This window comes from Bacteroidia bacterium, from assembly GCA_027493955.1.
Classification (GTDB): Bacteria; Bacteroidota; Ignavibacteria; order SZUA-365; family SZUA-365; genus JAOSJT01.
Genome location: JAOSJT010000001.1, coordinates 1,637,382 through 1,661,001, shown reverse-complemented (window position 1 = coordinate 1,661,001; position 23,620 = coordinate 1,637,382). Strand labels below are relative to the sequence as shown.

The 23,620-nt window shown below is 57.3% G+C and carries 18 protein-coding genes and 1 pseudogene; 12 read left to right on the top strand and 7 right to left on the bottom strand.

The window, feature by feature from the left end; genetic code table 11:
• Positions 1 to 58 precede the first annotated feature (58 nt).
• Positions 59 to 709: a redox-sensing transcriptional repressor Rex gene (locus M5R41_06510; GenBank protein MCZ7556037.1), complete on the top strand. Its 651-nt coding sequence runs from the start codon at positions 59 to 61 to the stop codon at positions 707 to 709.
• Positions 710 to 776: 67 nt separating this feature from the next.
• Here the strand turns inward: M5R41_06510 and rseP are convergent, their stop codons facing one another.
• A complete protein-coding gene (rseP, locus tag M5R41_06505; protein ID MCZ7556036.1) occupies positions 777 to 2,099 on the bottom strand; it encodes an RIP metalloprotease RseP in 1,323 nt (440 codons plus the stop codon).
• Positions 2,100 to 2,111: 12 nt separating this feature from the next.
• The gene (locus M5R41_06500) at positions 2,112 to 3,299 is read right to left on the bottom strand and encodes a 1-deoxy-D-xylulose-5-phosphate reductoisomerase (protein ID MCZ7556035.1); all 1,188 of its coding nucleotides are present in this window, start codon (positions 3,297 to 3,299) and stop codon (positions 2,112 to 2,114) included.
• A gap of 474 nt (positions 3,300 to 3,773) precedes the next feature.
• On the opposite strand from M5R41_06500, the gene M5R41_06495 reads away from it, so the two are divergent.
• The 7 genes from M5R41_06495 to M5R41_06465 all read left to right on the top strand — a co-directional run bounded on the left by M5R41_06495 (position 3,774) and on the right by M5R41_06465 (position 10,246).
• Positions 3,774 to 4,922: a hypothetical protein gene (locus M5R41_06495; protein ID MCZ7556034.1), complete on the top strand. Its 1,149-nt coding sequence runs from the start codon at positions 3,774 to 3,776 to the stop codon at positions 4,920 to 4,922.
• 265 nt (positions 4,923 to 5,187) lie between these two features.
• On the top strand, positions 5,188 to 5,601 hold the full coding sequence (gene secG / locus M5R41_06490) for a preprotein translocase subunit SecG (protein MCZ7556033.1): 414 nt from the start codon (positions 5,188 to 5,190) through the stop codon (positions 5,599 to 5,601).
• Between the two features lie 235 nt (positions 5,602 to 5,836).
• The gene (locus M5R41_06485; protein ID MCZ7556032.1) at positions 5,837 to 6,544 is read left to right on the top strand and encodes an SDR family oxidoreductase; all 708 of its coding nucleotides are present in this window, start codon (positions 5,837 to 5,839) and stop codon (positions 6,542 to 6,544) included.
• Between the two features lie 55 nt (positions 6,545 to 6,599).
• Positions 6,600 to 7,424 (top strand): LOG family protein, encoded by an 825-nt coding sequence (locus M5R41_06480; GenBank protein ID MCZ7556031.1) that lies wholly within the window; start codon positions 6,600 to 6,602, stop codon positions 7,422 to 7,424.
• Positions 7,421 to 8,320, top strand: coding sequence for a transglutaminase-like domain-containing protein (locus M5R41_06475; protein MCZ7556030.1), 900 nt, complete (start codon positions 7,421 to 7,423; stop codon positions 8,318 to 8,320). The genes M5R41_06480 and M5R41_06475 overlap by 4 nt, the downstream gene beginning before the upstream one ends.
• A 148-nt stretch (positions 8,321 to 8,468) precedes the next feature.
• On the top strand, positions 8,469 to 9,656 hold the full coding sequence (locus M5R41_06470) for a DUF116 domain-containing protein (protein MCZ7556029.1): 1,188 nt from the start codon (positions 8,469 to 8,471) through the stop codon (positions 9,654 to 9,656).
• Positions 9,657 to 9,727: 71 nt separating this feature from the next.
• Entirely contained in the window at positions 9,728 to 10,246 is a 519-nt protein-coding gene (locus M5R41_06465) for a DUF1648 domain-containing protein (GenBank protein MCZ7556028.1), read from the top strand.
• A gap of 157 nt (positions 10,247 to 10,403) precedes the next feature.
• On the opposite strand, the gene M5R41_06460 is transcribed toward M5R41_06465, so the two are convergent.
• From M5R41_06460 to M5R41_06450, 3 genes and pseudogenes are all read right to left on the bottom strand, one after another.
• Entirely contained in the window at positions 10,404 to 10,928 is a 525-nt protein-coding gene (locus M5R41_06460) for a hypothetical protein (GenBank protein MCZ7556027.1), read from the bottom strand.
• 531 nt (positions 10,929 to 11,459) lie between these two features.
• Complete coding sequence (locus tag M5R41_06455) at positions 11,460 to 11,984, bottom strand: hypothetical protein (GenBank protein ID MCZ7556026.1); 525 nt, start codon at positions 11,982 to 11,984, stop codon at positions 11,460 to 11,462.
• A gap of 368 nt (positions 11,985 to 12,352) precedes the next feature.
• A pseudogene (locus M5R41_06450) lies at positions 12,353 to 13,294 on the bottom strand (putative sulfate exporter family transporter).
• Positions 13,295 to 13,622: 328 nt separating this feature from the next.
• Here M5R41_06450 and M5R41_06445 point away from each other — a divergent pair.
• Positions 13,623 to 15,827, top strand: coding sequence for a T9SS type A sorting domain-containing protein (locus M5R41_06445; protein MCZ7556025.1), 2,205 nt, complete (start codon positions 13,623 to 13,625; stop codon positions 15,825 to 15,827).
• 47 nt (positions 15,828 to 15,874) lie between these two features.
• Positions 15,875 to 16,339 (top strand): YhcH/YjgK/YiaL family protein, encoded by a 465-nt coding sequence (locus M5R41_06440; protein ID MCZ7556024.1) that lies wholly within the window; start codon positions 15,875 to 15,877, stop codon positions 16,337 to 16,339.
• A gap of 43 nt (positions 16,340 to 16,382) precedes the next feature.
• Here M5R41_06440 and M5R41_06435 read toward each other — a convergent pair whose 3' ends face one another.
• Positions 16,383 to 18,044, bottom strand: coding sequence for an FG-GAP-like repeat-containing protein (locus M5R41_06435; GenBank protein ID MCZ7556023.1), 1,662 nt, complete (start codon positions 18,042 to 18,044; stop codon positions 16,383 to 16,385).
• Between the two features lie 247 nt (positions 18,045 to 18,291).
• Positions 18,292 to 19,923 carry a hypothetical protein gene (locus M5R41_06430; GenBank protein ID MCZ7556022.1) on the bottom strand — a complete coding sequence of 544 codons (1,632 nt, stop codon included), beginning with the start codon at positions 19,921 to 19,923 and terminating at the stop codon, positions 18,292 to 18,294.
• A 297-nt stretch (positions 19,924 to 20,220) separates the two neighbouring features.
• Here M5R41_06430 and M5R41_06425 point away from each other — a divergent pair, with 297 nt between their 5' ends.
• Positions 20,221 to 20,973, top strand: a complete 753-nt coding sequence (locus M5R41_06425; GenBank protein ID MCZ7556021.1) for a DUF5602 domain-containing protein — start codon at positions 20,221 to 20,223, stop codon at positions 20,971 to 20,973.
• 547 nt (positions 20,974 to 21,520) lie between these two features.
• Complete coding sequence (locus M5R41_06420; GenBank protein MCZ7556020.1) at positions 21,521 to 23,620, top strand: YCF48-related protein; 2,100 nt, start codon at positions 21,521 to 21,523, stop codon at positions 23,618 to 23,620.

Sequence of the window (23,620 nt, the reverse complement as noted above, 5' to 3'; positions counted from 1 at the left end):
CGACAGCATTTCCGTATGAAGCAACCGCATTTTCGTGACTTGAGACAGAGGACAGGCCATGGATAGAATTTCCAAAGCGGCATTTCGGCGCCTCCCGCGCTACCATCAGATACTCAGTGCTTTCGAAGCGCTCGGGAGGGAGTACATCTCGTCGCGCGAGCTTTCCGAGATCCTGGAGATCAATGAAACCCTGGTCCGTAAGGACATGGCCGATCTGAAAATTCGTGGCAAGCAGAACCAGGGCTATTCTATCGCCGTGCTTCGGCGAAGAATAGAAGAATTTCTCGGTCTCCTGGAGAGAACGGAAGCGCTGGTCATCGGCGCCGGACATCTCGGGACAGCCCTTGCCACCTACTCGGGTTTTAGACAATACGGTCTCGATATAGTGGGCATACTCGACAACGATCCCAACAGAATCGGGAGCATTGTCGGCGGGATAGAGGTGACCTCGGTTTTCCGGCTCACCTCGATGATTCAAAAGCATCGTATCAAGCTCATCATTCTCTGTGTGCCGAAAGACTCCGCGCAGGAGATTACCGACATCGCCGTCAAAGCGGGCGTCAAGGCAGTGTGGAACTTCACACCGCAGGAATTGACTGTGGTCGAAGGTGTGAAGGTCAGGAACGAACAGATTATCGGTGGCTTCATGGCGCTTTCGCACTATCTGAAAAACCAGGCTGATGACGCCCAGTCGGCTATCGGCGCCTGAGTATCCCGTGTGTGAAAAATGAAACGGCCGCCCGCGGGCGGCCGTTCTGTATACCTGTGGCGTACTCTCAAAAAATGTCGTTGTAAATCACGAAGAGCATCAGCGCCAGGAGCAGTACCATGCCCACCTGCTGCAGCGCGATCTTGATTTTCGTGGGCACTTCCCTGCGGAAGAGACCCTCGTAGATGAGAAAAACGAGATGACCACCGTCGAGTGCGGGGATGGGGAAAATATTGATGATGGCGAGACTGATGCTGAGCAGCGCCATGAGACTCAGGAAACTGTATATCCCGGCTTCCGCTGACTGTGCGGCCATCTCCGCGATTTTAACCGGTCCGCCGATGCTGTTCTTGAAACTCGCTTCGCCGATGATGATGTGCCAGATATTCGTCAAGAAAATGTCCGTGACGCGCACAAGTCCGCGCACACCCACGCTCAGCGCTTCGAAGACGCCGTAATGCATCACCTCGGTCGGGCCCGCGATGGAGAGAACCGGGATGATGCCGATTTTTCCGTGTTCCGTCGGGGTGACCATAGAGGCCATGCGTTTGCCTTCGCGGGTCCAGATCATCTTGACTGGTTTTTGAGGACTGGCACCAATAATGCGTACGACGTCCGTCGGGGTAAAAACGTTCTCGCCATTGATGCTGACGATGACGTCGCCTTCGGCGAGACCGACGCGGGAGGCGGGCAATCCGGGCTCGACAGCGGCGATGTACGTCGTTGCGCCCTCGGGTGTGATTCCGAGCTCTCCCGATTCCAGGCGGGCGATGGCCTTGTTCGGAATGTCGAGCGTGAGTACGCCGCCCGCACGTTCGACACGGATCCGCAGGTCATCCGCGAGTTGTGCATACACGACGCTCTCGCGAATGTCTTCCCAGGTCTTCATCCCTCTGTTGTTGATGGCGGTGATGCGGTCGCCGGCAAGCAGTCCGTATTTCTCGGCAACGGATCCGGCTTGGACGTTGCCGATAGTCGTAACTTTATGAACCTGTGTGCCCTGTGTGAGATTGATGCCCCAGAAAATCGCGATCGCGAGAAGGATGTTCATGACGACGCCGGCAACTATGACGATGATGCGTTGCCATACAGGCTTCGCACGGAACTCCCAGGGCTCCGGATCCTTCGCGAGTTGCTCGGTGTCCAGACTCTCGTCTACCATACCGGAGATTTTCACATAACCGCCGATGGGCAGCCACGAGACGCAGTAATCGGTGTCGCCGATCTGTTTTCCAAAGGCGCGTGGAGGGAAACCGATGGAAAAACGCTCGACCCGCATACCGAAGGCTTTCGCAGCGAGGAAATGGCCCAGTTCGTGAATGAGTACCAGTACCCCGATGATGATTATAAAATAAAATATCTGGCTGAGGATTTGTCCGAGTGCGTCCATAGGAAAGTGCCGTTACCTGGCTGTCTGAAAAGCTCTGTGTGATGCGATAATGCGGGACGCGGTTTCCCGTGCCCGTGTGTCGGCTGCAAGTATGTCATCGAGACGCTCCGCGCCGGAAATCGGGAGGAGCCCGAGACACTCTTCAATAACCGCCGGAATCCCGCGGAAGTTCAATGTCCCTGCCAGAAACGCGGCTACCGCGACTTCGTTCGCCGCATTCAGAATAGCGGGTGCCGTTCCGCCGCGATCGAGCGCTTCGTAGGCGAGCCGAAGGCAGGGGAAGGAATCTGTATCCGGCTGCTCGAAGGTGAGGGAACCGATGGCGGCGAGGTCGAGGCGCTCGTGCGTGCTCGGGATTCTTTCGGGGTAAGTCAATGCGTAGAGAATCGGCAGCTTCATGTCCGGAACCCCAAGTTGGGCCTTGACCGAGCCATCGGAGAATTCCACCAGCGAATGAATGATGGATTGCGGGTGCACAACGACGGATATGTCCGAGACCTGCTTTCCGAAAAGCCAATGGGCTTCAATCACCTCAAGCCCCTTGTTCATCAATGTGGCGGAATCAATGGTGATCTTGTTACCCATGCTCCAGTTGGGATGCCGCAGCGCCTGGGCTGGAGTGACGGCGTCGAGTTGTCCGGCTTCCCAGCCGCGGAAGGGACCGCCGCTGGCGGTGAGGATGATGCGCGACACGCTGTGCGCGGGCTCACCGACAATGCATTGCATAATGGCGCTGTGCTCGCTGTCGATGGGCAGCAGGTCAACACCATGTGCGCGTGTGAGCGCGGTGATGTATTCGCCGGCAACCACCAGAGTCTCCTTGTTGGCCAGCGCAATGCGCTTCCCGCCCTGTATCGCGGTGACGGTGGGGAGCAGGCCGGCGGAGCCAACCAGACTGCTGACCATGATGTCGTAGTCCGTACGGGCGGCCAGTTCCACCAGCGCTTCCTCGCCCCCAAGAACCTCGGTGAGATGTCCGACGTTTGCCTGCACCTCACGGTACGCGACGGCATCCACCACAGCGGTGGCCGCAGGACGAAACGCACGCACCATCTCGCAAAGCAGCGGTACATTGCGATTGCCGGACAGATAGCGCACGTCAAAAATATCCGGATGACGTCGTGCCACCTCCAGGGTGCTCTGCCCTATGGATCCTGTCGCTCCGAAGACGGCGATGCTATGTATTTTGCCGTGTTTCATGCTAAACTTAACAAGTTACGCAGCACTCCGCCGCTGTGCAACATATTTTGCCGTCCCCTGCCGTAACAGGCGCCACCATGACAGTCCCCGTGCCATGACTGTCTCGCCTCCGTATTGGCACCCGATCGGCCGCATACCCGCAAGTGACGTCCGCGGGAAACGAGCCGTCGTAGCGCACCCCGCATCGTCGCACATGCGGCGGGGAAGCGGGCGGCGACGCGCCTGCGCACGGTCACCGGTCCCGCCGCCGGCGCGTTCGCTCCATGGCGCATCGCCCTTTGCGCGTATCCTTTCGCTTTGGTATGGACGTACGTTGCGACATGCACGCGATAGAGAGAAATGGGTTCGATGACGGAGCCGGGATGGATTATCCGGAGGATTCAGAGAAGCGTCAGGTCGCTGCGACTCGATAAGCCGGTATTGCGGGGAAGTGAAATTCGACCTATGTTACCCTCATACTATTCAGGAGAGAACATGGTGCGAAAATCGTTGTTCCTTGCCGCTTTCACATTGTTCATGCTGACCCTCGCCGTCAGCACAGTGCATGCACAATCAGCGCGTCAGGTGCTGCTGGAAGAATTTTCCACGGCACAATGCGGTTTCTGTCCGGATGGCGATATTATTGCCGCGCAGATCGTGAAGGACCATCCTTCCGTGATCTGGGTGACGCATCATGCCGGATTCGGCGTGGATTCCATGACAGCGCCGGGCAGTGCCACCGTGGCGTCGGCCTTCGTCAATTTTGCGCCGAGCGGAGTCATTGACCGCACCTTGTTTCCGCTGCACGTGGCGCCGTATGCGAATCTCGGTACGATACGATCCAAATGGGATAGTCTCGTCACTGCGCGTTTGGGTGACGAACAATTCTGCGATATCCGCATCACCTCCACCTACTATGCCGAAGTGGGGCAAATAGACTGCACACTCGAGGTGGAGTTTTCGCGTATCCCGTCGCCCGGTGATTTTCGGCTGAACCTCTTCGTCATTGAGGATAGCATCGTCGGAATGGGCAAAGGGTATGATCAGGTCAACTATTTTAACGGTACGCCGGGACATCCTTATAGCGGCGCGGGAAATCCCATCATAGGGTACGCCCATCACAATGTTGTCAGCGCGATACCCACGGGTGCCTGGGGTGTGAGCGGCGTCATACCCGCGACACCCGAAACCGGCACAGTGTACAGATGGAACTGGAGCAGCGGCCTCCATCATATCTTGGACCGCAACAATTTCGGGCTCTATGACCTGATCAGTTTCGTCGCCTTCGTTTCCTATCACCACGAGGATCCGTTGCAACGCCGCGTCGTGCATGCCGGGCAGGCGCGGATCACGAACGTCGTCCTCGGCACGGGAGAGGAGATGATGCTTCCGCGACAGCTCACGCTGTCTGCGTGGCCGAACCCGACCCATGACCGCATCACCATCGAAGCGGCACTACTGCCTTCGGACGCGGGTATGCTGCTCGTCACCGATGCCGCGGGACGCGAGATGTGTCGCATGTCCATACACGGCGGCAATCCGCGACAGACCCTCGACACGGAACGCTTCTCCGGCGGCATGTACTTCTGCAGAGTCATCACACCGAGGGGTGTGGCGGGGGGAACCTTCCTCGTACTGAAGTGAGCGCACGGTGAATGTCGGTTCCTCGGAACTTGCGCACCGGCTATTGAGGACGAGCCCGAAGCGCATCCGGCAGAACGCTACGACGGTCTCGTACGGAGAAGCACTATCCCGCGGTCTCCATGCGAAGCAGTGAATGTCCGTGATCAGACGTCTTTCGCGTATACGTCTTTCGCGCATGCGGATATGCGGATTTTTCCTGTTGCCTTTTTCGTGGTATGCCCGTATATTTCATTTTCGTATTGAATGAAACTGGAGAATTGAAATTATGTACGTGTTCCTGATGCTGTTGATCATTCTCATTGGCGCGGTCATGACGGTCGCGATCCTGATGCAGAATCCCAAGGGTGGCGGCCTTTCCAGCGCGTTTGGCGGTGCCGGTGGCGGCTTCGGCAGCATGCTGGGTGTGCGACACGCTTCGGATATCCTTGCGAAGACCACCTGGGGCCTTGCCATCGCGATGACCATTCTGATTTTCATGCTCAACATGTTCTTCCTCCCGTCCGAAGGCACGGAAGAGAGCATCATTCAGCGTGGCAATCCGAATGCGCCCATGTCGCCCGTGCAGAAGTCCGAGCAGATGCAGGCCCCCGCGCAACAGGCCCCCGCGCAACAAGCACCCGCGCAGCAAGCACCCGCGCAGCAAACACCCCCGCCTTCCGATCAGGCCCCCGGGCAATAATCGGAAAGGACGCAGATCGTATCGGAAAGGGCCTCACGCGAGGCCCTTTTCTGTACCCATCCGAATACCCAACATGGCACCACGCGCCTGGAGTCCGTATCTTGCATGCATCGTTGCTCACATCTTCATTCGGAGGTGATCCGCCAGAAACAGATACATCGTACATCGCACATCGTGCCGCCAGAAGCGGAAAAATCCTAAGTCGTACATCGTTCATCATTCATCGTCCATCTCATTGCCTGTAGCACTCATCACCGGATCCGGACGCCGTCTCGGCAGACAATTGGCTTACGCGTTTGGCGACGCGGGTTACGATATCATCCTTCATGCGCATGCGTCGCTGGACGGACTGGCGGAAGCGGAACGTGTGCTTCGGGAAAAGGATGTGCGGGTGTTTACCGTTCGTGGCGATCTTCGGCGTGTGGAAGAAATCCGGGGCATGGCCGCTGAAACCGCCACGTTCACGGATCGTCTCGATGTACTTGTGAACAACGCCGGTGTCTTTCCCGCAGCGACAATCGAGGATGTGACCGAGGAGATGTGGGACTTCACGCAGGATGTGAATACCAAGGCACTGTTTTTCCTGACGCAGGCGCTGCTGCCGCTGTTGCGCGCAGCCGGAGGCAATGTCGTCAATATTTTGTCCGCCGGGGGCTTCGAGCCATGGAAAAGGCACATCCCCTACAACGTATCCAAGGCCGGCGCCGTCATGCTGACACGGGCGCTGGCCAAGGCGCTCGCGCCCCGGGTACGCGTCAACGGTATTGCGCCCGGCGTGATCCTCATACCCGGCGAAGAGGAGCGAGATCACATTTCCGCCGACCGCTTCCCGATGCAACGCTACGGCACCCCGCGCGATGTTGCCGAGGCGGCTCTTTTTCTGGCGACTTCGGCGTCGTACATTACCGGCCACATTATCCCCGTGACGGGCGGAGAATTCTGATCCCTGCCCTTGCGAAGTCCTTCAACGGTTTCCTTTCACCTGAAGCGAGCGCCTTATGCACGAATCTCCCGTAAAAGCCTACAAGGATATCGAATTCCTCAACAGTCCTGATGCACGTATTCTCCGCATCCTCGCCGAATATCTCGAACCTCAGCGGCGTTTGCGGCAACAACGTGTGCGTGACACCATCGTGTTTTTCGGATCCGCGCGTCTGCGCTCGCGCGAAGAAGCCGTGCTGGAGAAGGACGATACACTGCAGGCGATACGGAATTCCGGGAAAAAGAAAACCCCCAAGCACCTGCTCGACCAGCTCCAGCGAGCGGAAGTGTTGGTGGAACTTTCCCGCTATTATGAAGATGCGGTAGAGCTCGCGCGTCTCCTCTCCGAATGGTCGCTCACGTTGGATAGCCAGCGCTTTGTTATCTGCAGCGGTGGGGGACCGGGCATCATGGAAGCCGCGAATCGTGGCGCACACGCGGCAGGTGCCAAGTCCATAGGGCTCAACATCAGTCTGCCCTTCGAACAATTCGCGAACAGATACATTCCACCGGAACTCAATTTCGAGTTTCATTACTTCTTTATGCGCAAGTTCTGGTTCGTGTATCCTTCAAAGGCGCTCGTCGTTTTTCCGGGAGGTTTCGGTACCATGGACGAGCTCATGGAAATCCTCACCCTGGTCCAGACCCAGAAGCTGAAGAAGGATGTGTTCATCGTGCTGTACGGAGAGGATTTCTGGACACGCGTACTGAATTTCCACGAACTCGCCCGCCTGCACGTCATCAGCCCCGAGGATCTCTCCCTGTTTCGGATTTGCAATACTCCCAGAGAAGCGTTTAATTACCTTCGGAAAAAACTGACGGAGAGGTATCTCTCAAAATGAGCCCTTCGCGCGAATTATTTGCCCTCTACTCTCTGCTCGACGATCCGCAGGCCTCGGTACAGAAAGCCGTGCGTGATCGGATACTGGAGCTGGGAGAGGGGTGTGTCGCGGACTTAAAGGAACTCACCGAGATCCACGGCAATGTCCACCGCGGCCTGGTGGATGATCTGGTGAATGATATTCGCAAGAAAAACGCGCTCAGCCGTCTCACGGGGTATTCCGATAACCAGACGACTATCGATCTTGAAGAAGGGGCCTTCGCGATTGCGAAGTACGGCCATCCCGAGGTTACCATCGCCACCTATAAGCAGCGGCTCGACGAGATGGCGGGCGATATTCATATTCTCGCCGGTACACGTGCGACGCCACTCGACACCTTCATGAAAATGCGGAGCTACCTGTTCAGCGATCTCGGTTTTCTCGGCAATCGTGAAGACTACTACAATCCGAACAACAGTTTCCTGACCAAGGTGATCGACTATCGCAAGGGCATTCCCATTACGCTCTCCGTATTGATGCTTCTTCTGGGGAAGCGGCTTGGTCTCATTCTGAACGGCATCGGCATGCCCATGCATTTCCTCGTGCAGTACGACGATGGATCCCGCATGTTCTTCGTCGATGCGTTCAACAGCGGTATCATCATCACCCGTGACCAGTGCCGCCTGATGCTTTCTTCCTCCGGCATCAAGTTGACGCCGGAAATGCTCGCTCCCGTTTCCGCGCGGGATATCCTGGAACGGATGTGGCGCAATCTCTACCTCGCCTGGCAACAGCAGGGAGACGATGCCGAGGCCGCGCGTGTCGGCGAGATTATCAGCTACATCAATCCGGATTTCAAGGTGAACAACACCATGGACGACGATGTGGACGAAGAGGACGACGACGATTATTCCTGATTCCCCATCGCGTACGTCCCCGTCAGAATGTTCATAACCGCGCTCCGCGCGGTTTTTTGGTCTTGTTCACGCCCAATTTCTCATCCAGCGATGAAACAGCCGGCTGTGCTTGCCGTATACCGGTTGTTGCTGTTTGAACGAGGTTGAAATGTTCAGGATACCGGAAGAGAGAGAAGAGAAGGCACCAGTAACGTATTCCCTGCGCGGCGTCGGCAGGAGTTCGGACCGCTACTACCGTGATGTCGCCATCCTCGCCGATGAGATGCTCCAATTGCGCGCGAAGACGATCGAGGCCATGCTTGAACGCTACATGGAATGGATAGCTGCCGAAGAGCGTGAGCCCCTGCGCAACGAGCTGGAGTACACCTATGACATTCTCACGCTCGGGGTACTGTGGCGCTTGTATGGCGGTAGGGCGCAGCATGTGCCGCTCCCGGTGGCATCGGTCCTGTGCGGGTTGTATCGCCTGCGTCGTCGCTTCCCGAAGGTGAAGCGGTGGATAGATCCGCTGCGCGGCGTGCTCGCATCGCGTTTTCTGAGCGGGAGTGACAGCTCCGACCACGGCGACCATACCCCATGCGCTTTCTCGCTGCACAAGTTGCTCCTTTGGATGGACGCGACGGGGGAATATCGCGAGGAAGTACGCAGACTCCATACAATCATCGACTACCTGACCGCTCTCGACGCCTTCGAGCGCGAATGGCATTTGGAAAATGCTCTTCAGTATGCCGACTCGTTTTTCGATTCCGCCGCGCGGCGCCTGGGTGAATACACGGCCTGGGTGAATGATTGGCGCAGGCACTCCGCACCGGCGCATCGCAATCGTGAAGACTACCTGCTCTGCGATCGCAAACGCGAAGAATATCATCTGAGCATGCTCGGCGCGGAGTTGATGAATCGCTCCTTCCTTCGGCGGTATCGCGAAACCGGCGCCAGGGCGGTCCTGCTTCCCGCCTGCTTGCGCGGGGAACATGCCGTTCACTGCAAAGCGAGGAAGGAAAACCTCGACATGATATGCACCGGGTGTACCCCCGAGTGCAGGGTACAGCGTATCCGCGCTCTGGCCGCCGCACAGGGCGCCACCGTGCATATCATACCGCACTCATCGGATTTTTCTCGCTGGTTGCGCAGTTGGGCGAGGGGGAAGGATGTGGGCGTCGTCGGTGTCGCCTGTGTGCTGCACCTCATCACCGGGGGATTGGAACTGCGGGACCTCGACATCCCGGCGCAATGCGTGCTCCTTGACCATTGCGGCTGCACGCAGCATTGGGACCCTGAAGGAAGGCAAACGGAATTGAACGAAAAAACACTCTCGGTCATGCTCGGCGTATCGTGATCCGCTTGCCGAAGTGCATGTAAGAGAGATGAGGAAATCGCGAATTCCGTATCTTGTCGCATGTACCATCAATGCGCACCGCGATGCGTCTCAATGTTTCTCTTCTGATACTTGCCGCAATGCTCTCGGTCTGGTTCTACCCGCAGTTGCCTGAGCGCCTGGCCTCACATTTCAATGCCTCGGGAGAAGCGGATGGCTGGATGACCAAGGACGGTTTCTTCCTGTTTTATGGTCTGCTTCTGCTGCTGATGTTCGGCATGTTTGCCGGAATAACCTGGATGGTGCGGCGTTTCCCGGTCAGCATGGTGAATATCCCACACCGCGAGTACTGGCTCGCTCCGGAGCGCAGGGAAGAGGCATACGCAGTGTTGCAGCGCAACATGCACCGTATGTCGGCCGCCACGCTGCTTTTTATGAACGCCATGTTACTGATTTCTTTCAGGGCGAATTTCAAGCAGCCGCCATCACTGGGAAGCGAAGCCTGGATCCTGATGCTGCTCTTCCTCGCGGGTCTGGCGGTGCTGATCGTTCGTTTATACCAGGATTTTCGTTTGCCCCGCAACGGGGCCCGGGGAGATGCTTCCAACTAGACAACAGGATGCTGTACCGTGCATGTGCCGGCTGCTTTAACCTTGCGACCGTCGTCGAGACGGACCGCACAAGCCGTCCTGCCCAGGAATACGGGTCTGGCATTGGTCTCGTGCCTGTCTGATTCGTGACACGCCGTCTGCCTTCACGCCGCCGCATTCAGATCCCCCAGGGGTACATACTGCGCGGGACAGCGTGACGACCGCTCGGTGTCGTCGCGAGATCGATGGCGAAGGACAGCGGCAGATCCGGTGAGGTGAGATAGGGTTCAACGACCATCACATTCCAGGACTTGCGAGGCAGATTCCTGATCTCAATATCGATATCATACAGGCAGTTGCAGTTACACGACGCTTCGCTCTCCTTTTCGAGTATGGTGATGAGGTCGCCTTCGATGTGTACCGTAGCGGAGAGCGTACCGGGGCAGCAGTTGAATGCCGTGTTGATATGCTTCAGCGTCAGAGTGCGGGCTGCGGCGTTGTAGCTGTACTCGACCGCGCTCTCGTCGGAACCGAACATCGTTGCGTCAGTTTTGAACAGGGTACTTTTGCATTCCGTGGCGCTGACGAGTTTCCCCGAAGGCGTATCACCGGTTTCAGGCGTAACGACGTCATCGTCGCTGTTGCACGCCAGGAAGAGGCTGAGAGTCAATACCACTGCCGCGAGAGTCAGAAACTGTTTCATGATGTGTTCCAATATGTATGTTCAGCTTCGTGGGATTCTTCATCAGATGAATACGCGGATGGCTGAACGCACGAATGCGTGTATCTTCTGCAGGCGGATCAGACATATCAACGGAAAAACGGTCTTGAGCCGGGTCGAGGTCGCGTCCGCGTCGTTTGAGTGCTTGCGTCTGTATCGAGCATGCGGCGAGCAGCGACCGTACGTTGAAAAGAAATGGCAAACCTCACCGTCGTTGATGCCCATATTACATCATCACTACTGATCCAAGAGGAGCGTTGCCATGAATTTGAAACCGCGAGCTATAGAAGAATCATTTGCCGTTCTAGATTTGTACATCGGCATTGACGTACACCCGAAGAGAGGGCTCCGGCGATGCAGCAGGATGCTGTACCGTGCATGGACCGGATGCTTTTGCGTTGCGACCGTCGGCGAAACGGACCGCACGAGCCATACTGCGCGGGAATTCGGGAGTGGCGTCTGTCCCGCACCTGTCTGCTGCATAACGCGCAGTCCGCTTTCGCACCGCTGCGTTCAGATCCCCCAGGGATACATACTGCGCGGGACGGCGTGACGACCGCTGGGAGTCGTCGCGAGATCGATGGCGAAGGACAGCGGCAGATCAGGCGAGGTGAGATAGGGTTCAACGACCACCACGTTCCAGGACTTGCGTGGCAGATTCATGATCGCAATCTCAATATCATACAGGCAGTTGCAGTGGCATGACGCTTCGCTTTCCTTTTCGACGATGGTGATGAGGTCTCCTTCGATGCGTACGGAAGCGGAGAGCGTTCCTGGGCAGCAGTTGAATGCCGTGTTGATATGCTTCAGCGTGAGAGTGCGGGCTGCGGTGTTGTAGCTGTACTCGACCGCGCTTTCGTCGGAACCGAACACTGTGGCGTCAGTTTTGAACAGGGTACTTTTGCATTCCGTGGCGCTGACGAGTTTCCCCGAAGGCGTATCACTGGTTTCAGGCGTAACGACATCATCGTGGCTGTTGCAGGCCAGGAGGAGGCTGAGAGTCAATACCACAGCCGCGAGAGTCAGAATCTGTTTCATGATGTGCTCCAAGATGTATGATCAGCTTCATGGGATTCTTCGTCAGACGAACACGCGGATGGCCGAACGCAAGAATGCGTGGATCTTGTGCATGCGTATAAGACACCTCAGCGGGAAAATGGTTACGCCCCGAGTCGCTGCGTCGTCTGCCATGGTTCAGTGCTTGCGTTCGGATCGGGCCTGTGGGGAGCGAAGCGCGGAGTGCGGAGCGCGGAACGTACATTTAGCGGATGCAGTGCCGCGTTCGGACGGACCTGTCGGCGGCTGAGTCCATGAAAGCCAATGCACGACAGCGTCGCGAGCTGCAGAGTGAGGGTGTTGCAGTGAGAACCCTCAAATCGTACATCGTACGTCGTTCATCGTACATCCTACAGCCCCAGCCACCCCGTCTGTATTCCCGCGAGAGAAAGTGCGGAAACGAGCACCCAGAGCAGTACGGCCGCGGCCAGAGGTTTGGCGCCGATGCGACGGAGGTCATCGCGCGTGAGTCCCGCCCCGATCAGGAAGAGTGTGCCGACCATGACATGTCGCCCGGTGGAAGAGAGGACGTCGTAAAGCTGTTCCGGAGCAGGCACATAGCCGCGTGCGATTGCCGCCAGCACGAAGCCGACGAGAAACCACGGGAAGCGGGCTGTCGAGGTCGTTCCCGTAAAACGGGAGGCAAGAAAGGACAGCGGGAAAATCCACAATGCCCGTGTTAGCTTGACCGTGGTCCCGACCGCGAGCGCCTGCGCACCGAATACCGCCGCGGCCCCAACGACGCTGCTCGTGTCGTGTATAGCTATGGCCGCCCAGAGCCCGAAGGCCTCCTGCGACATCCCGAGAGCGTGTCCGATGGGCGGAAAGATCATCAATGCGACGGCATTGAGCACGAACACCACGGCGAGCGCGACTGCCGTGTGCGCATGTGAGGCGCCTATGGCTGGAGATACCGCGGCGATGGCACTGCCTCCTCAGATCGCCGTCCCGCTGCTCAGAAGCACGGATAGGTTTTTCTCCACGCGGAACATCTTTCCTATCCACAACCCCAGCGCGAGCGTCACCGCGATACTGCCGAGGGTGAGCAGAATCGACGAAGCACCGACACGAAACAGCACATCCGGTTGGAGGCCAAAGCCCAGCAACACGACGGCCGCCTGCAGCGCGTATTTCGCGGTCTTTCCCGTCACGGCGCGAACCGGATTGCCGAAACTCAGTGATATGACCGTGGCGGCGATCAGGGCTATGGCCGGAGAACTCGTCGCAATGGCGAATACGATGGCTCCTGCGATCCAGGCTCCCGCCAGCGAACGATCATTGAGTCTTTTCATTGATACCATCGGATATTGCGTAAACTCCACAATTCAGTTTGATGCAGGAACTGGCCAGAGGGTGCGGATTCTGCATGGATCATCGGTAGATGTTGCCTTGGTGGAATGCTCCGCTCCCTAACTTTCGCAATGTCACTCTGTACGCCGTGTAATTCTGTGCATTCTATGTCACAATGATGGTGACATACTGTGCACAGAAGGGCAACTTCCGACAGCAGGTTTGTGGGGAGAGGAGTATGGCAGACGAGAAGTCGGCATGCGATCAATTTTATTCATATATTCCGATAGAAAAGCCGTATTTCACTATCATGCGCCCTGGAGGCCAGGAATGCGAGTTCTGCTGTGTGTTGTTCTGACTGCATTCACCGTTGCATGGTGCCCCGCTCAGGAATCGTTCAGACGCGAGCATACCGTACCCCGGCATCCCCTGGAGTTCGAGTCCATCGATGGACCGCGAGGCGAAGTGGTGCTGTCGATTGTCTGCACGAAACAGGGTGTGCTGCTGGCCGGGACGTCGCTGAACGGCGTCATGCGCTCGACGGACGGTGGTGATTCGTGGACGCAAACTTCGCTGAGGGATGAAGCGGTATGGCCGATGTACGTCACGCCGGGCGGACGTATCCTCGCTTTTCTTGTTCATGACCTGCTTAGCGGAACTGATGTGAAAGTGTCCACAGACGGTGGTGAAAACTGGACGCTGCTTCCCGACAGCACCAGGAAATTCTATGGTCGCGCCGTCGTGCGGACGACCGATGGCGCAATGTACAGCGAAGGCGGCGGCGGGCTGCACCGTTCAACGGATGACGGGCGCAGTTGGGAAACGCTGCAACGTAGTCCACCGATGGAGCGTTGTGACACCGATTACGAGTTGGTGGTGCTCAATGATTCGGTACTGTTCGCGAAATGTTCCCGGGGCCTCTTCCGAAGTGGAGATGGCGGAAAAAATTGGCTGAAGCTTCCGCTGCAGCATTCATCATTCTCCGAGCTTATCCCCGACCCTGCCGGAGGAGTGTTGGTGCTTGGAACCGATACCGTCGGTACGGACAGGGATGAAGTACTCCGCATCGCAGCGGATGGTGTTGACATCGAAGTTTTTCCTGTCAGTTCCTGGGTGAACGGTGAAAGACGGTTCGCATTGCTGTCTGACGGGAACATGCTGATGGGATCGGCATCCCGGCAGGAAGGAATAATACGTTCGATGGACAGCGCGAAGACCTGGATGCCAACCTCGGTGTCGTCCGGTGCTGTGCATGATTTCTGTCAGGCTCCGGACGGTACGGTGTATGCCGCGATGCACGGGAGCATCTATCGTTCATTCGATGAGGGTCTGAACTGGGAGGAATGTTCGAATGGACTGGCGAAGCGAAGCATACTGCATTTGTTTGGCGATCAGGATGGCGGCGTGTATGCCGGGACACAAGACGGCGGTCTGTATTCCTCTATGGATGACGGACGCAGTTGGCGGGCAACGACGACAGGGCTGTGCACGGTGCATCTCGGTCTTTCGATCAGTCCCGGAAATCTTGTACTCGGTACGTATCCCGCGTGGTCGTTTACCGTCTATTCTATCGAGGGACATCATGGGTATGATATTACCACGCCTGGATTGGACCTGCTCTACACGAACGATTCCACCAGAACCTGGCGCACCCCGAAATTTGATTCATTCCATCCAGGCAATCTTTGCCGGCTCATGAAAGGCGAAGGGTTACGAGTGTATGGCTGCGCTCGAGGATTGATGATCAGCGACGACGGAGGCGAGACCTGGAGGCAGGATCGCCCATTAGAATACCCGCGTGATGTGTACGCCAACGCAATGGGAGTGTTTATCCTCAGTGACGATTCGTTGTTTCTCAGGCGGTCGGACAGCGATACCTGGAAGCTGTTGCGCCACGGGAGAGGTATCTCTGCGGTAGGTGGTAGCGGAGACTATGTATTTGTGTACGAGCGGGAGGCCATCGCACGCAGCAACGATGGCGGTGTGAGCTGGGAAACCGTACCGCTGCATCCGGAATATCCACTATATAATCCCGCATTTGTTTCGGTATCTTCCTGGGCGACCGTATTGCTCGGAGACAGCTACTTTCTGTACCTTACAAGCAACCGGGGCCGGAGTTGGGAGCGTATCGTGCCAGTGGAGGATCATCGATATCGCATTGCGTCGGCAGTTGTGGACCAGGACAATTACCTGATACTCGGAAGCAGCGAGGGTCTGTATCGCAGCACACACGCACTGCCTGGCAGCTATATACCTCGTGATTTCACTCTGGGTATCCCTTGGCCGAATCCTGCGCTGAGCAACGTCACCATCCCGTATTCGCTGGACAAAGACGGATACGCGCGCATGACCATCTCCGATATCACTGGAAGAGAACTGCTCGTCCTTTTCGAGGGCCGGAGGAACGCGGGTAAATATGTGCACTCCCTCTATCTCTATTTCAGTAGCAGACGACCCGTTGCGGGGCTGTACTTTGTCAACTTCAGTGTGAATGGACGAACACAGACTCAACCTCTCGTGCTTAGGGATCGTTGACGACGGACGACACGGTACACTCACATTTTCTGCAAGGAGAGCAACCTATGCTTTTTGACGACATATCCAATCTCCTTTCGTACTCGTGCGTGCACGAGGGGCTGCGCATCGTCGCGGACTTTCTCGACGCAACGGATCTCTCAGCAATCGAACCCGGCTCAACCGAACTTACCGGGGGAGCGCGATGCATCGTAGCGCAGTACGATACAGCTTCGCGCGAGGATGAAACGCTCGAATGCCATCGCCGGTATATCGACGTCCATGTGCCTTTGGAAGGAAGCGAATGCATTGGAGTGCGGGCACGGGCGTTCTGTGAAGTGGCGGGCGACTATGACGACGAGAATGATTTCCAGCTTCTCACGGGGAAGCGCTCACTGTTGGAAATGGTGCCGGGAACGTTCGCCGTGTTTTTTCCTGACGATGGCCACATGCCCGGCCTACCGCTGCATGCGCCGGGTGAAACTGTCAGGAAGCTGGTTTTCAAGCTGCCTGTGGGGAAGGCTTCTGCCTGAGGAATTCTCCAGATCGCTGTGCGAAGCTCACAAAATGCACCCGTCAACGCTTGATAAAACTTCGCACTTGCGGCATCCCGTCCACCTCCATTACAAGAAAGTACGCACCCGAAGGAAGTGAAGCGATGTTGATTGACATCGTACCTCCGTCCGCGTATTCACTGGCTACGATGCGCCCTGTTTCGTCGAGGATGCGGCCGGTACGCAGCCCCTCGTGCCGCACGTTGAGTACATCGCCGACAGGATGCGGAAAGAGAGCCGGCGCCGCCGGCCGGTCTTCGGAGGTAAGCCGTACTGTATTGACGCTGCCGGTGCAGAGGCTGGCGTTCCGATAGGAGTTCTGTTGAAACATCAACCACTCGGGTCCTGCGCCGCGGCCGATGGATAACGCATACGCGCGTCCGAAATTCGCGGAAAAGTCAGGATACTCAGTGTGCCCGCCGACGATGAAGACATCGAGCTTGCCGTCTTTGTCGAAATCAGCGATGATCGGCGCATGATCGAGCGCGAAACGGGAATCGCCGTACCGCGCCGCGAGATCGACGGTCCACAGCGGTGCACCATCGCTTCCTCGCAATGCGATAAGCGCACCTTTGCTCGTGCCGAACACCGCATCCAACAGTGCGTCACCATCCACATCCGCCAGCGCCGCGCCGCGAAAGGCGGTCCCGTACCCGTCGATGTCGTGCTCCCAGAGCACGCTTCCATCCCCGTTGTAGGCGCTAACCTTGTACCAGCTTATCGCGATTAGCTCGCAGTTCCCGTCGCCGTTGATGTCGCCGGCGGTGACGGGCGCTCCGATGTAATGCCCGGTGCCGAGACTGGGTTTTGTCCACGCGATGCTGCCGTCCTCGGCGTTGAGCACATAAAGCGTGCCGCTGTAATCGCCGAAGGCCAACTCCGGTTTTCCGTCCCGATCGAAGTCGGCTACGGCTGTGCCATGATACACCACGTCCGCCAGCGGAACGCTCCAGAGCAGCGCGCGGTCGCTGCATCGGTAGGCCCGGATCGTGTTGGTGTCGCCTGCGTTGCTGTTCCAGGTGGCCACGACGAAGTCCATGTTCCCGTCGCCGTCCGCATCGAGCAGTGTCGGCGCCGTCTGTATCCAGGATCGCATATCCACGGCCAGGTCCCAGGCGAGGCTGCCGTCCTCGGCGTTCAGGCAGCGGACCCACCCCCCGAATTCGCCGTGCAGAATTTCCAGCTTTCCGTCACCGTCGATATCGGCAATGGTCGGTGGCGAGTCGCTGCCCCTCGTGACCGCGGACCATTTGACGGCACCGGTCTTGCCGTCGAAGCAGAACGTGGTCGGATTGCAGGAACTCGGGACGATGACCTCGGGAATACCGTCATCATCGATATCAACGATCAGCGTCGCGACATCGTTGCAGCCGTCGCGCCCGGGTTTCGCGGCATTGAATTTCCAGAGCAGCGAACCGTCCTCGGCGTTGAGCGCGTAAATGCTGCTGTCGTTCCGATAGCAGCCGAATACGAGTTCCAGCTTCCCGTCGCCATCGATGTCGCCCGCAGCAGTTTGCCCGAAGGACGCGTCGCGCGTGTCGAAGCTCCAGAGAAGCTGTGGAGTTTGTCCTGAAGCCTGGAGGGGGAGCAGAAGCAGGACGATGCACATGCCTTTTGCGAAGCGTGTGATTCGGTTAGAGTGTTGAAGCGGAGACCGGCGGTTGCGTGGAGCGGATAACAGCATGGAATCCTCCTGTATACAGCAGTGAGGGAACGATGCAAAATAGCATACGAGCTGTGGCTGTCAAAACCTGCCGATAGCTTTGAATACCCCATCGTCGCTTTATCGAAGACGAGCTACGGAAGCGAGCTGTAAAGGTACGATGCGCAAGACGTTCGGGCCTGAGTTTCCCGGATCAGAAGAACAGCGGCTCCTGAAGTTGGAGCCGCCGTTTCGTCTCAGCCGCGGACCGGCGGTTGTGGCCTTGCGTTTAGTTCGTTCTGCAATAGCACGACGCCTCGATCGTGATATCCGCTCTGGTCCAGGCCTCCCGGAAACGCGCATCGGTTTCTTGCGCCATGTCGTGCTTCTTCAGCTTGTGTAAACATTCCGTCAGTCCCCGCAGAGCCCAGCCGTTCTCCGGATGCAACCGCAGATCCTCTCGATACACCGCTTCCGCCTCTGCCAGCTTGCCTTGTTCGAGCAGCAGCGCTCCAAGTGCGTGCCTGACCGGCATCATCCAGCCCCAGGGCTCGTCGTAGCGCAGGGAGTCATCAAGCCGGACCGCTGTCCGCAGCGACGCGAACGCTTTTGGATAATTTTTCTTGCGATACTCCAGTTCCCCTTCCGCCATCGCCAGACCGACGTCGAGGATGCTCTTCACGCTATTGTTGCCGAGCAGCCGGCTCTCGGGGACGGTTTTCGCAGCAGCTTTGAATTTTCCGAATTCCGCCTGCGCTTCTCCGACACGTCCGAGAGCCGCATATGCCACAGTGCGGCCGTAATGCCAGAAGGTGATGTGGGCAGGCATATCGTCGGCGGGACGCGCTTCCGTAAGTATGTCGTCCCACAATCCGAACCTCACCATGACGTGGATCGGGATGGCCATGAACGCGTCGAGGTAATCCGGGAACGCGCGGACCAGTTCCATCGGTATAGTCTGTCCGATACTGCGAGCGGCGTTCATTGCCAGTTCGCGCTGTCCGTCGAACATAGCGGAATATGCAAGGAAATGGTAGTTATGCGCCCTGTAAATCGTGTAGAAGCTGTTGGTGGAGCCAGAGGAGCTGTCGGCTTTGATGCCCCGGAGATTTGCCTCAATGGAGTTGGCGTAATGCCCGAGCCGTATGTCAATATGCGATGGCATGTGCACCAGATGGCCCGCACCGGGAATTCTGTTGCGGAGAATATTTGCTGCCGGGAGTGCTTTCCCCGGATCGGGCGACGCTTCCATTGTGTGAACGTAAAAGTGGCAGGCACCGGGGTGATCGGCGACCATGGCCATGGCTGCTTCCAATGCTGCGACGATGTCCAGTGTGCCGGGTTGAGGTATACCTCCAGGCGTCCACAGATCCCAGGGACGGAGATTCATCATCGCGTCGGCGTAGAGCGTCGCGACATCGACGTCGTCCGGAAAATCAGAATAGACTTTTCTCATCGCAATGGCGTATGCCGAATCAAGGCCAGCGCGATTCTCGGGAGCAGGCCATGCATAGCGCGCTTGAAGTGCACCGATGAGTGCCCGTTCGACTTCCGTGCAGCCGTCAGCAAGCGCGGCTGCCCGAGAGACCGCTTCGAACGCCGACATGGCTGCGGCGGAGTCCATCAGCGGATTGTTGATGTTGGGACCCGCGGAAATCGCCCGTCCCCAGTAGGCCATGGCACAGTTGGAGTCCAGCGCCGCTGCCTGATTGAAGGATTCGATAGCGGCATCGTGGTTGAAGCCGTAATAGAGCGTGAGACCCTGGTCGAAATACCTCTGCGCAAGATCGTTTTGCGTCGACACGGTGCGGTGAAATCCGGCAACATCCTCCCGCAAGGGAACGGTCGGTTGTGTTTCGTTTTGTGTGCATCCGGCAAAGATCAGAGTGCACAGCAGCAGACCTGAGCTGTAGAGGCGCATGGCGGCGTTCCTTTCAGCGGTAACAAGTGATTATATGGATGTAGACCGGATAAGGATACGGAAAAACGGGGAGCTTGTCAACTGGCGCGGCACCATAGGAAGGCGCATCACCCGTATCCGGTGGGGCTGCACGGAGGGTATGACCGGAATACAGCATGGCTGAGACGGGAGTGGTTCCGTTCGACGAATTGCAATAATGGGAAATACTATTTATACTCATTTACATTACTATTGCCTGACACGGATGCTCTCGCATCCGGCTAACAATCCATCCAACAATACCGAAAGGTGAAACTGATGAATAGATTACCGTTCCTTTTTGCGGGCATGTTCGCTATGCTCGTGATCGTCACCGCGTGCAGCGATGATGATCCCGCGCAGCCCGCGCAGCCGGTGACGCACGACGGACAGTCGGCCGCGCTGGGCGAAGGTCAGGTCACATCCTATGAACGCGTCGCGCCGGACGGTTCGCTCCTTGCCGTCGGGGTGCGTTTCAATGAAACCGTACTCAGCACCCTCCCAGTTGACATGAAAATGCTTATGCTCAATCTGCCGAAAAAATCCGGAACGTCACCATTTGACCACGTCGGCTTCGACTGGAATCCGCAGGGACACGAACCCATGCCGTTGTACGGTAAACCGCACTTCGATGTCCATTTCTATGTGGTGGATCACAACGCGCTTACCGCTGTACAACCCGGACCGGACATGATCATGCCGGAGCCTCAGTTCATGCCGCCGCACTACATTTCCGGTGTCGAGGCCGTGCCGAACATGGGCACGCATTACGTCGACACTACCTCGGCGGAATTTACCGGGACACCCTTTACGAAGACCTTCATTTATGGCTTCTATCGCGGAGAGCTCTTTTTCTTCGAACCGATGATAACGAAAGAGTATCTGGAGACCAGGCCGAATGTTACGGCAGACATCCGGCAGCCGGCGGCATTCAAGAAGACCGGCAAACAGTATCCGCGCAAATACACCGTATCCTACGACGCCGCACGCAAGGAGTATAGCGTGGAATTGACGGACATGAAACTGCATTGAGTGAGATTTCCCGGGGGCGCGGGAATTCCAGCCCCCGGAATTTCTTTCTATGCGCATGCATGGCTTGGTGCTGAGGCTTACATCGGGGAAACAGGATTCGGTATTTCCGGATCAGCGGGAGGAGTAACTGAAGCTTCTCACTGCAAGGGGCGCCGTGCTTGTATCGCAAATTATTTTATTGATTCGGGAACGCGTAATCCTTTCGTAGCGTATACAGTGTTTTGTGCCGAATTTTACGGTAGATTGCAGTCGGTCTGATTGTAACCAGATACACCCGGCATAGAGAACGCGAAAAAGCATCACAGACTGTGCAGGGGTATGCCGATTACGGATACATGTGCGTATCCTCTGTTCACGAAGAATTCCTCGCTGTATCAGGATCATCCATGAACCCTCATGGCGCGACAATGATGTGACGCGGACGGTGTCATCAGACTGCTGATATCCCGTTCATCTGCACACGTATCTCCCGCACCTGCAAGGCATTCCCACGATCTCCCGGGAATGCGCTTCGTCCGGTCGGGCACACGTGTCAACCGATACGCCTATGACAAATGACCGCCACCCTCGTTTCTTCACGCTGTTACTTGTCCTTGCACTGGCGCTCGTCTCGAGTCTCCAGGCACAGACGCTGACCTGGCAGAACCCGCCACCGCAGGGTAACATGCTCATGTGCGTACACGCTACGAGTGCTGGATCATTCGTCGCGACTGGGCAGTACGGCACCATGCTCCTCAGCTCCGACGGCGGATTGCGGTGGAGCAATACCATGCACGGTCTCACGGATAACGTTATCCAGGTTGCGGAAGCAGCTTCGGGAATATTGTGGGCTGTGGCCGATAACGGTATACTGCTCCAGAGCCTCAACGGAGGCAGTGACTGGTCCGACAATCAGTCCATCACCAGGCAGGGACTGAACGCCATCGAGTTTCCGAGCGCGGACATCGGCATAGCGTGCGGGGATGCGGGAACCATCATCCGTACCACAGACGCGGGGCTGTCGTGGGCAACGGTGTATAGCGGTGTCAATCTTTCCCTGAACAGCATCGCGGTTATCGGTTCCAACCTGGTTGTGATCGTCGGAGAGAGCGGCATCGTCCTCCGGAGCAATGACGCGGGAGCCACCTTCTATGCGACAAAACTGTCACCACCAGAGGACCTGTTCGCCGTGGAGTTCGCCGATGCAGGCAATGGCTGGATATGTGGGACGCGCGGCAGCATTTACCACACCGCGAATGGAGGATTCCGATGGGACAAGCAGAACTGTGGATCCGACCGCCATCTCAATGGTCTGCTCACGCGATCGGCATCGGAGGCATGGATCGTCGGGGACGGCGGTACGATGTTGCACACCACAAATAGCGGAGCGGACTGGTCGTTACTTCCGTCACTTCTGCCGAATTCCGTCCTCGAAGGTATAGCCGAAACCGGTGCAAGCATGCTCGCTGTGGGTGAATTCGGTCACATGCTTCGCTCCACAGACGCGGGCAAGACCTGGGTCCTGATGAACCCCGCTTCGCGAAAATCAGCGAATTGGGTGACGTTCGCGGATTACGAGAACGGCTGGAGTTACGGCGAAGATGGTCTTATACTCCATACAACAGACGGAGGGGTGTCGTGGCGGGAGGAAACTCCCGGCTACGGCAACGATCTCTACGGCGGCAAGGCGGTTTCAGCGCGGGAGGCATGGGCCGTCGGAGAGTTCGGCATCATTTTGCATACCAGCGATGGTGGCGCGCTGTGGCAGCAGCAGCAGAACGACAAGGGGAACCTTCTGCTAGCGATCGATTGTCTCGATGAGCGTACTGCCTGGGCGGTGGGAGAGCTTGGCCTCATTCTGAAAACGACCGACGGCGGTCTATCATGGAACGCACAGCAGAGCGGCACACAGGATTATCTCTTTGGTATCGACGCCATCTCGTCCGCGGATATTGTCATCGCCGGCGACGGAGGTCTGATACTTCGCAGCAGCGATGGCGGTGAACGTTGGCAACGACAGGCGAGCGGGACAAACACAACGTTGTATTGGCCTGTTTTCGTGAACTCCAGTGAAGGGTGGATCTGCGGTGAAGAGGGGACGATTCTTCACACGAGCAACGCTGGGGCGACTTGGGAGAAGCAAACGACCGGGACAACACAGCCGCTCTATGTTGTCGATGCTCCATCGCGCGACGCGCTGTGGGCTACGGGTGAAGCCGGGACAGTGCTTCGAAGCACGAATGCCGGTGTCACCTGGACACCGGTGTATGCGCGCACCTCCTACGATCTGTTCGGTCTGGATTTTGTGGCGCCGGATCATGGATGGATTACCGGGGATTACGCGACTGTGTTGGCGTGGCATGATACGCCGATGTCTGATTCACCACTGCCGCCTCGCACACCGGAATTGCTCTCGACGCCATATCCCAATCCCTTTCGGGAATCCGTGCATCTCACGCTCTCCAAGGAGGCGACACGGAGTATTCGAAAATTCGCGGTCTACGATGCGCTTGGTCGCGAGGTCTGTGATCTGACCACTATTACGCATGCGGTTATTGATGGAACACCGCTGAGCATTCCGCGCAGCGCGTTTCCGGGACCCGGCCTGTATCGTATCATGTTGGTTACTACGGATCGAGTGGTGTCCCGTCCTGTGCTCTGTTTCTGA

Excerpts from the sequence above, each read along its gene's own strand:
- M5R41_06510 (MCZ7556037.1), top strand. The coding sequence starts at position 59 with ATGGATAGAATTTCCAAAGCGGCATTTCGGCGCCTCCCGCGCTACCAT.
- rseP (MCZ7556036.1), bottom strand. The coding sequence starts at position 2,099 with ATGGACGCACTCGGACAAATCCTCAGCCAGATATTTTATTTTATAATC.
- M5R41_06500 (MCZ7556035.1), bottom strand. The coding sequence starts at position 3,299 with ATGAAACACGGCAAAATACATAGCATCGCCGTCTTCGGAGCGACAGGA.
- M5R41_06495 (MCZ7556034.1), top strand. The coding sequence starts at position 3,774 with ATGGTGCGAAAATCGTTGTTCCTTGCCGCTTTCACATTGTTCATGCTG.
- secG (MCZ7556033.1), top strand. The coding sequence starts at position 5,188 with ATGTACGTGTTCCTGATGCTGTTGATCATTCTCATTGGCGCGGTCATG.
- M5R41_06480 (MCZ7556031.1), top strand. The coding sequence starts at position 6,600 with ATGCACGAATCTCCCGTAAAAGCCTACAAGGATATCGAATTCCTCAAC.
- M5R41_06475 (MCZ7556030.1), top strand. The coding sequence starts at position 7,421 with ATGAGCCCTTCGCGCGAATTATTTGCCCTCTACTCTCTGCTCGACGAT.
- M5R41_06470 (MCZ7556029.1), top strand. The coding sequence starts at position 8,469 with ATGTTCAGGATACCGGAAGAGAGAGAAGAGAAGGCACCAGTAACGTAT.
- M5R41_06465 (MCZ7556028.1), top strand. The coding sequence starts at position 9,728 with ATGCGCACCGCGATGCGTCTCAATGTTTCTCTTCTGATACTTGCCGCA.
- M5R41_06460 (MCZ7556027.1), bottom strand. The coding sequence starts at position 10,928 with ATGAAACAGTTTCTGACTCTCGCGGCAGTGGTATTGACTCTCAGCCTC.
- M5R41_06455 (MCZ7556026.1), bottom strand. The coding sequence starts at position 11,984 with ATGAAACAGATTCTGACTCTCGCGGCTGTGGTATTGACTCTCAGCCTC.
- M5R41_06445 (MCZ7556025.1), top strand. The coding sequence starts at position 13,623 with ATGCGAGTTCTGCTGTGTGTTGTTCTGACTGCATTCACCGTTGCATGG.
- M5R41_06440 (MCZ7556024.1), top strand. The coding sequence starts at position 15,875 with ATGCTTTTTGACGACATATCCAATCTCCTTTCGTACTCGTGCGTGCAC.
- M5R41_06435 (MCZ7556023.1), bottom strand. The coding sequence starts at position 18,044 with ATGCTGTTATCCGCTCCACGCAACCGCCGGTCTCCGCTTCAACACTCT.
- M5R41_06430 (MCZ7556022.1), bottom strand. The coding sequence starts at position 19,923 with ATGCGCCTCTACAGCTCAGGTCTGCTGCTGTGCACTCTGATCTTTGCC.
- M5R41_06425 (MCZ7556021.1), top strand. The coding sequence starts at position 20,221 with ATGAATAGATTACCGTTCCTTTTTGCGGGCATGTTCGCTATGCTCGTG.
- M5R41_06420 (MCZ7556020.1), top strand. The coding sequence starts at position 21,521 with ATGACAAATGACCGCCACCCTCGTTTCTTCACGCTGTTACTTGTCCTT.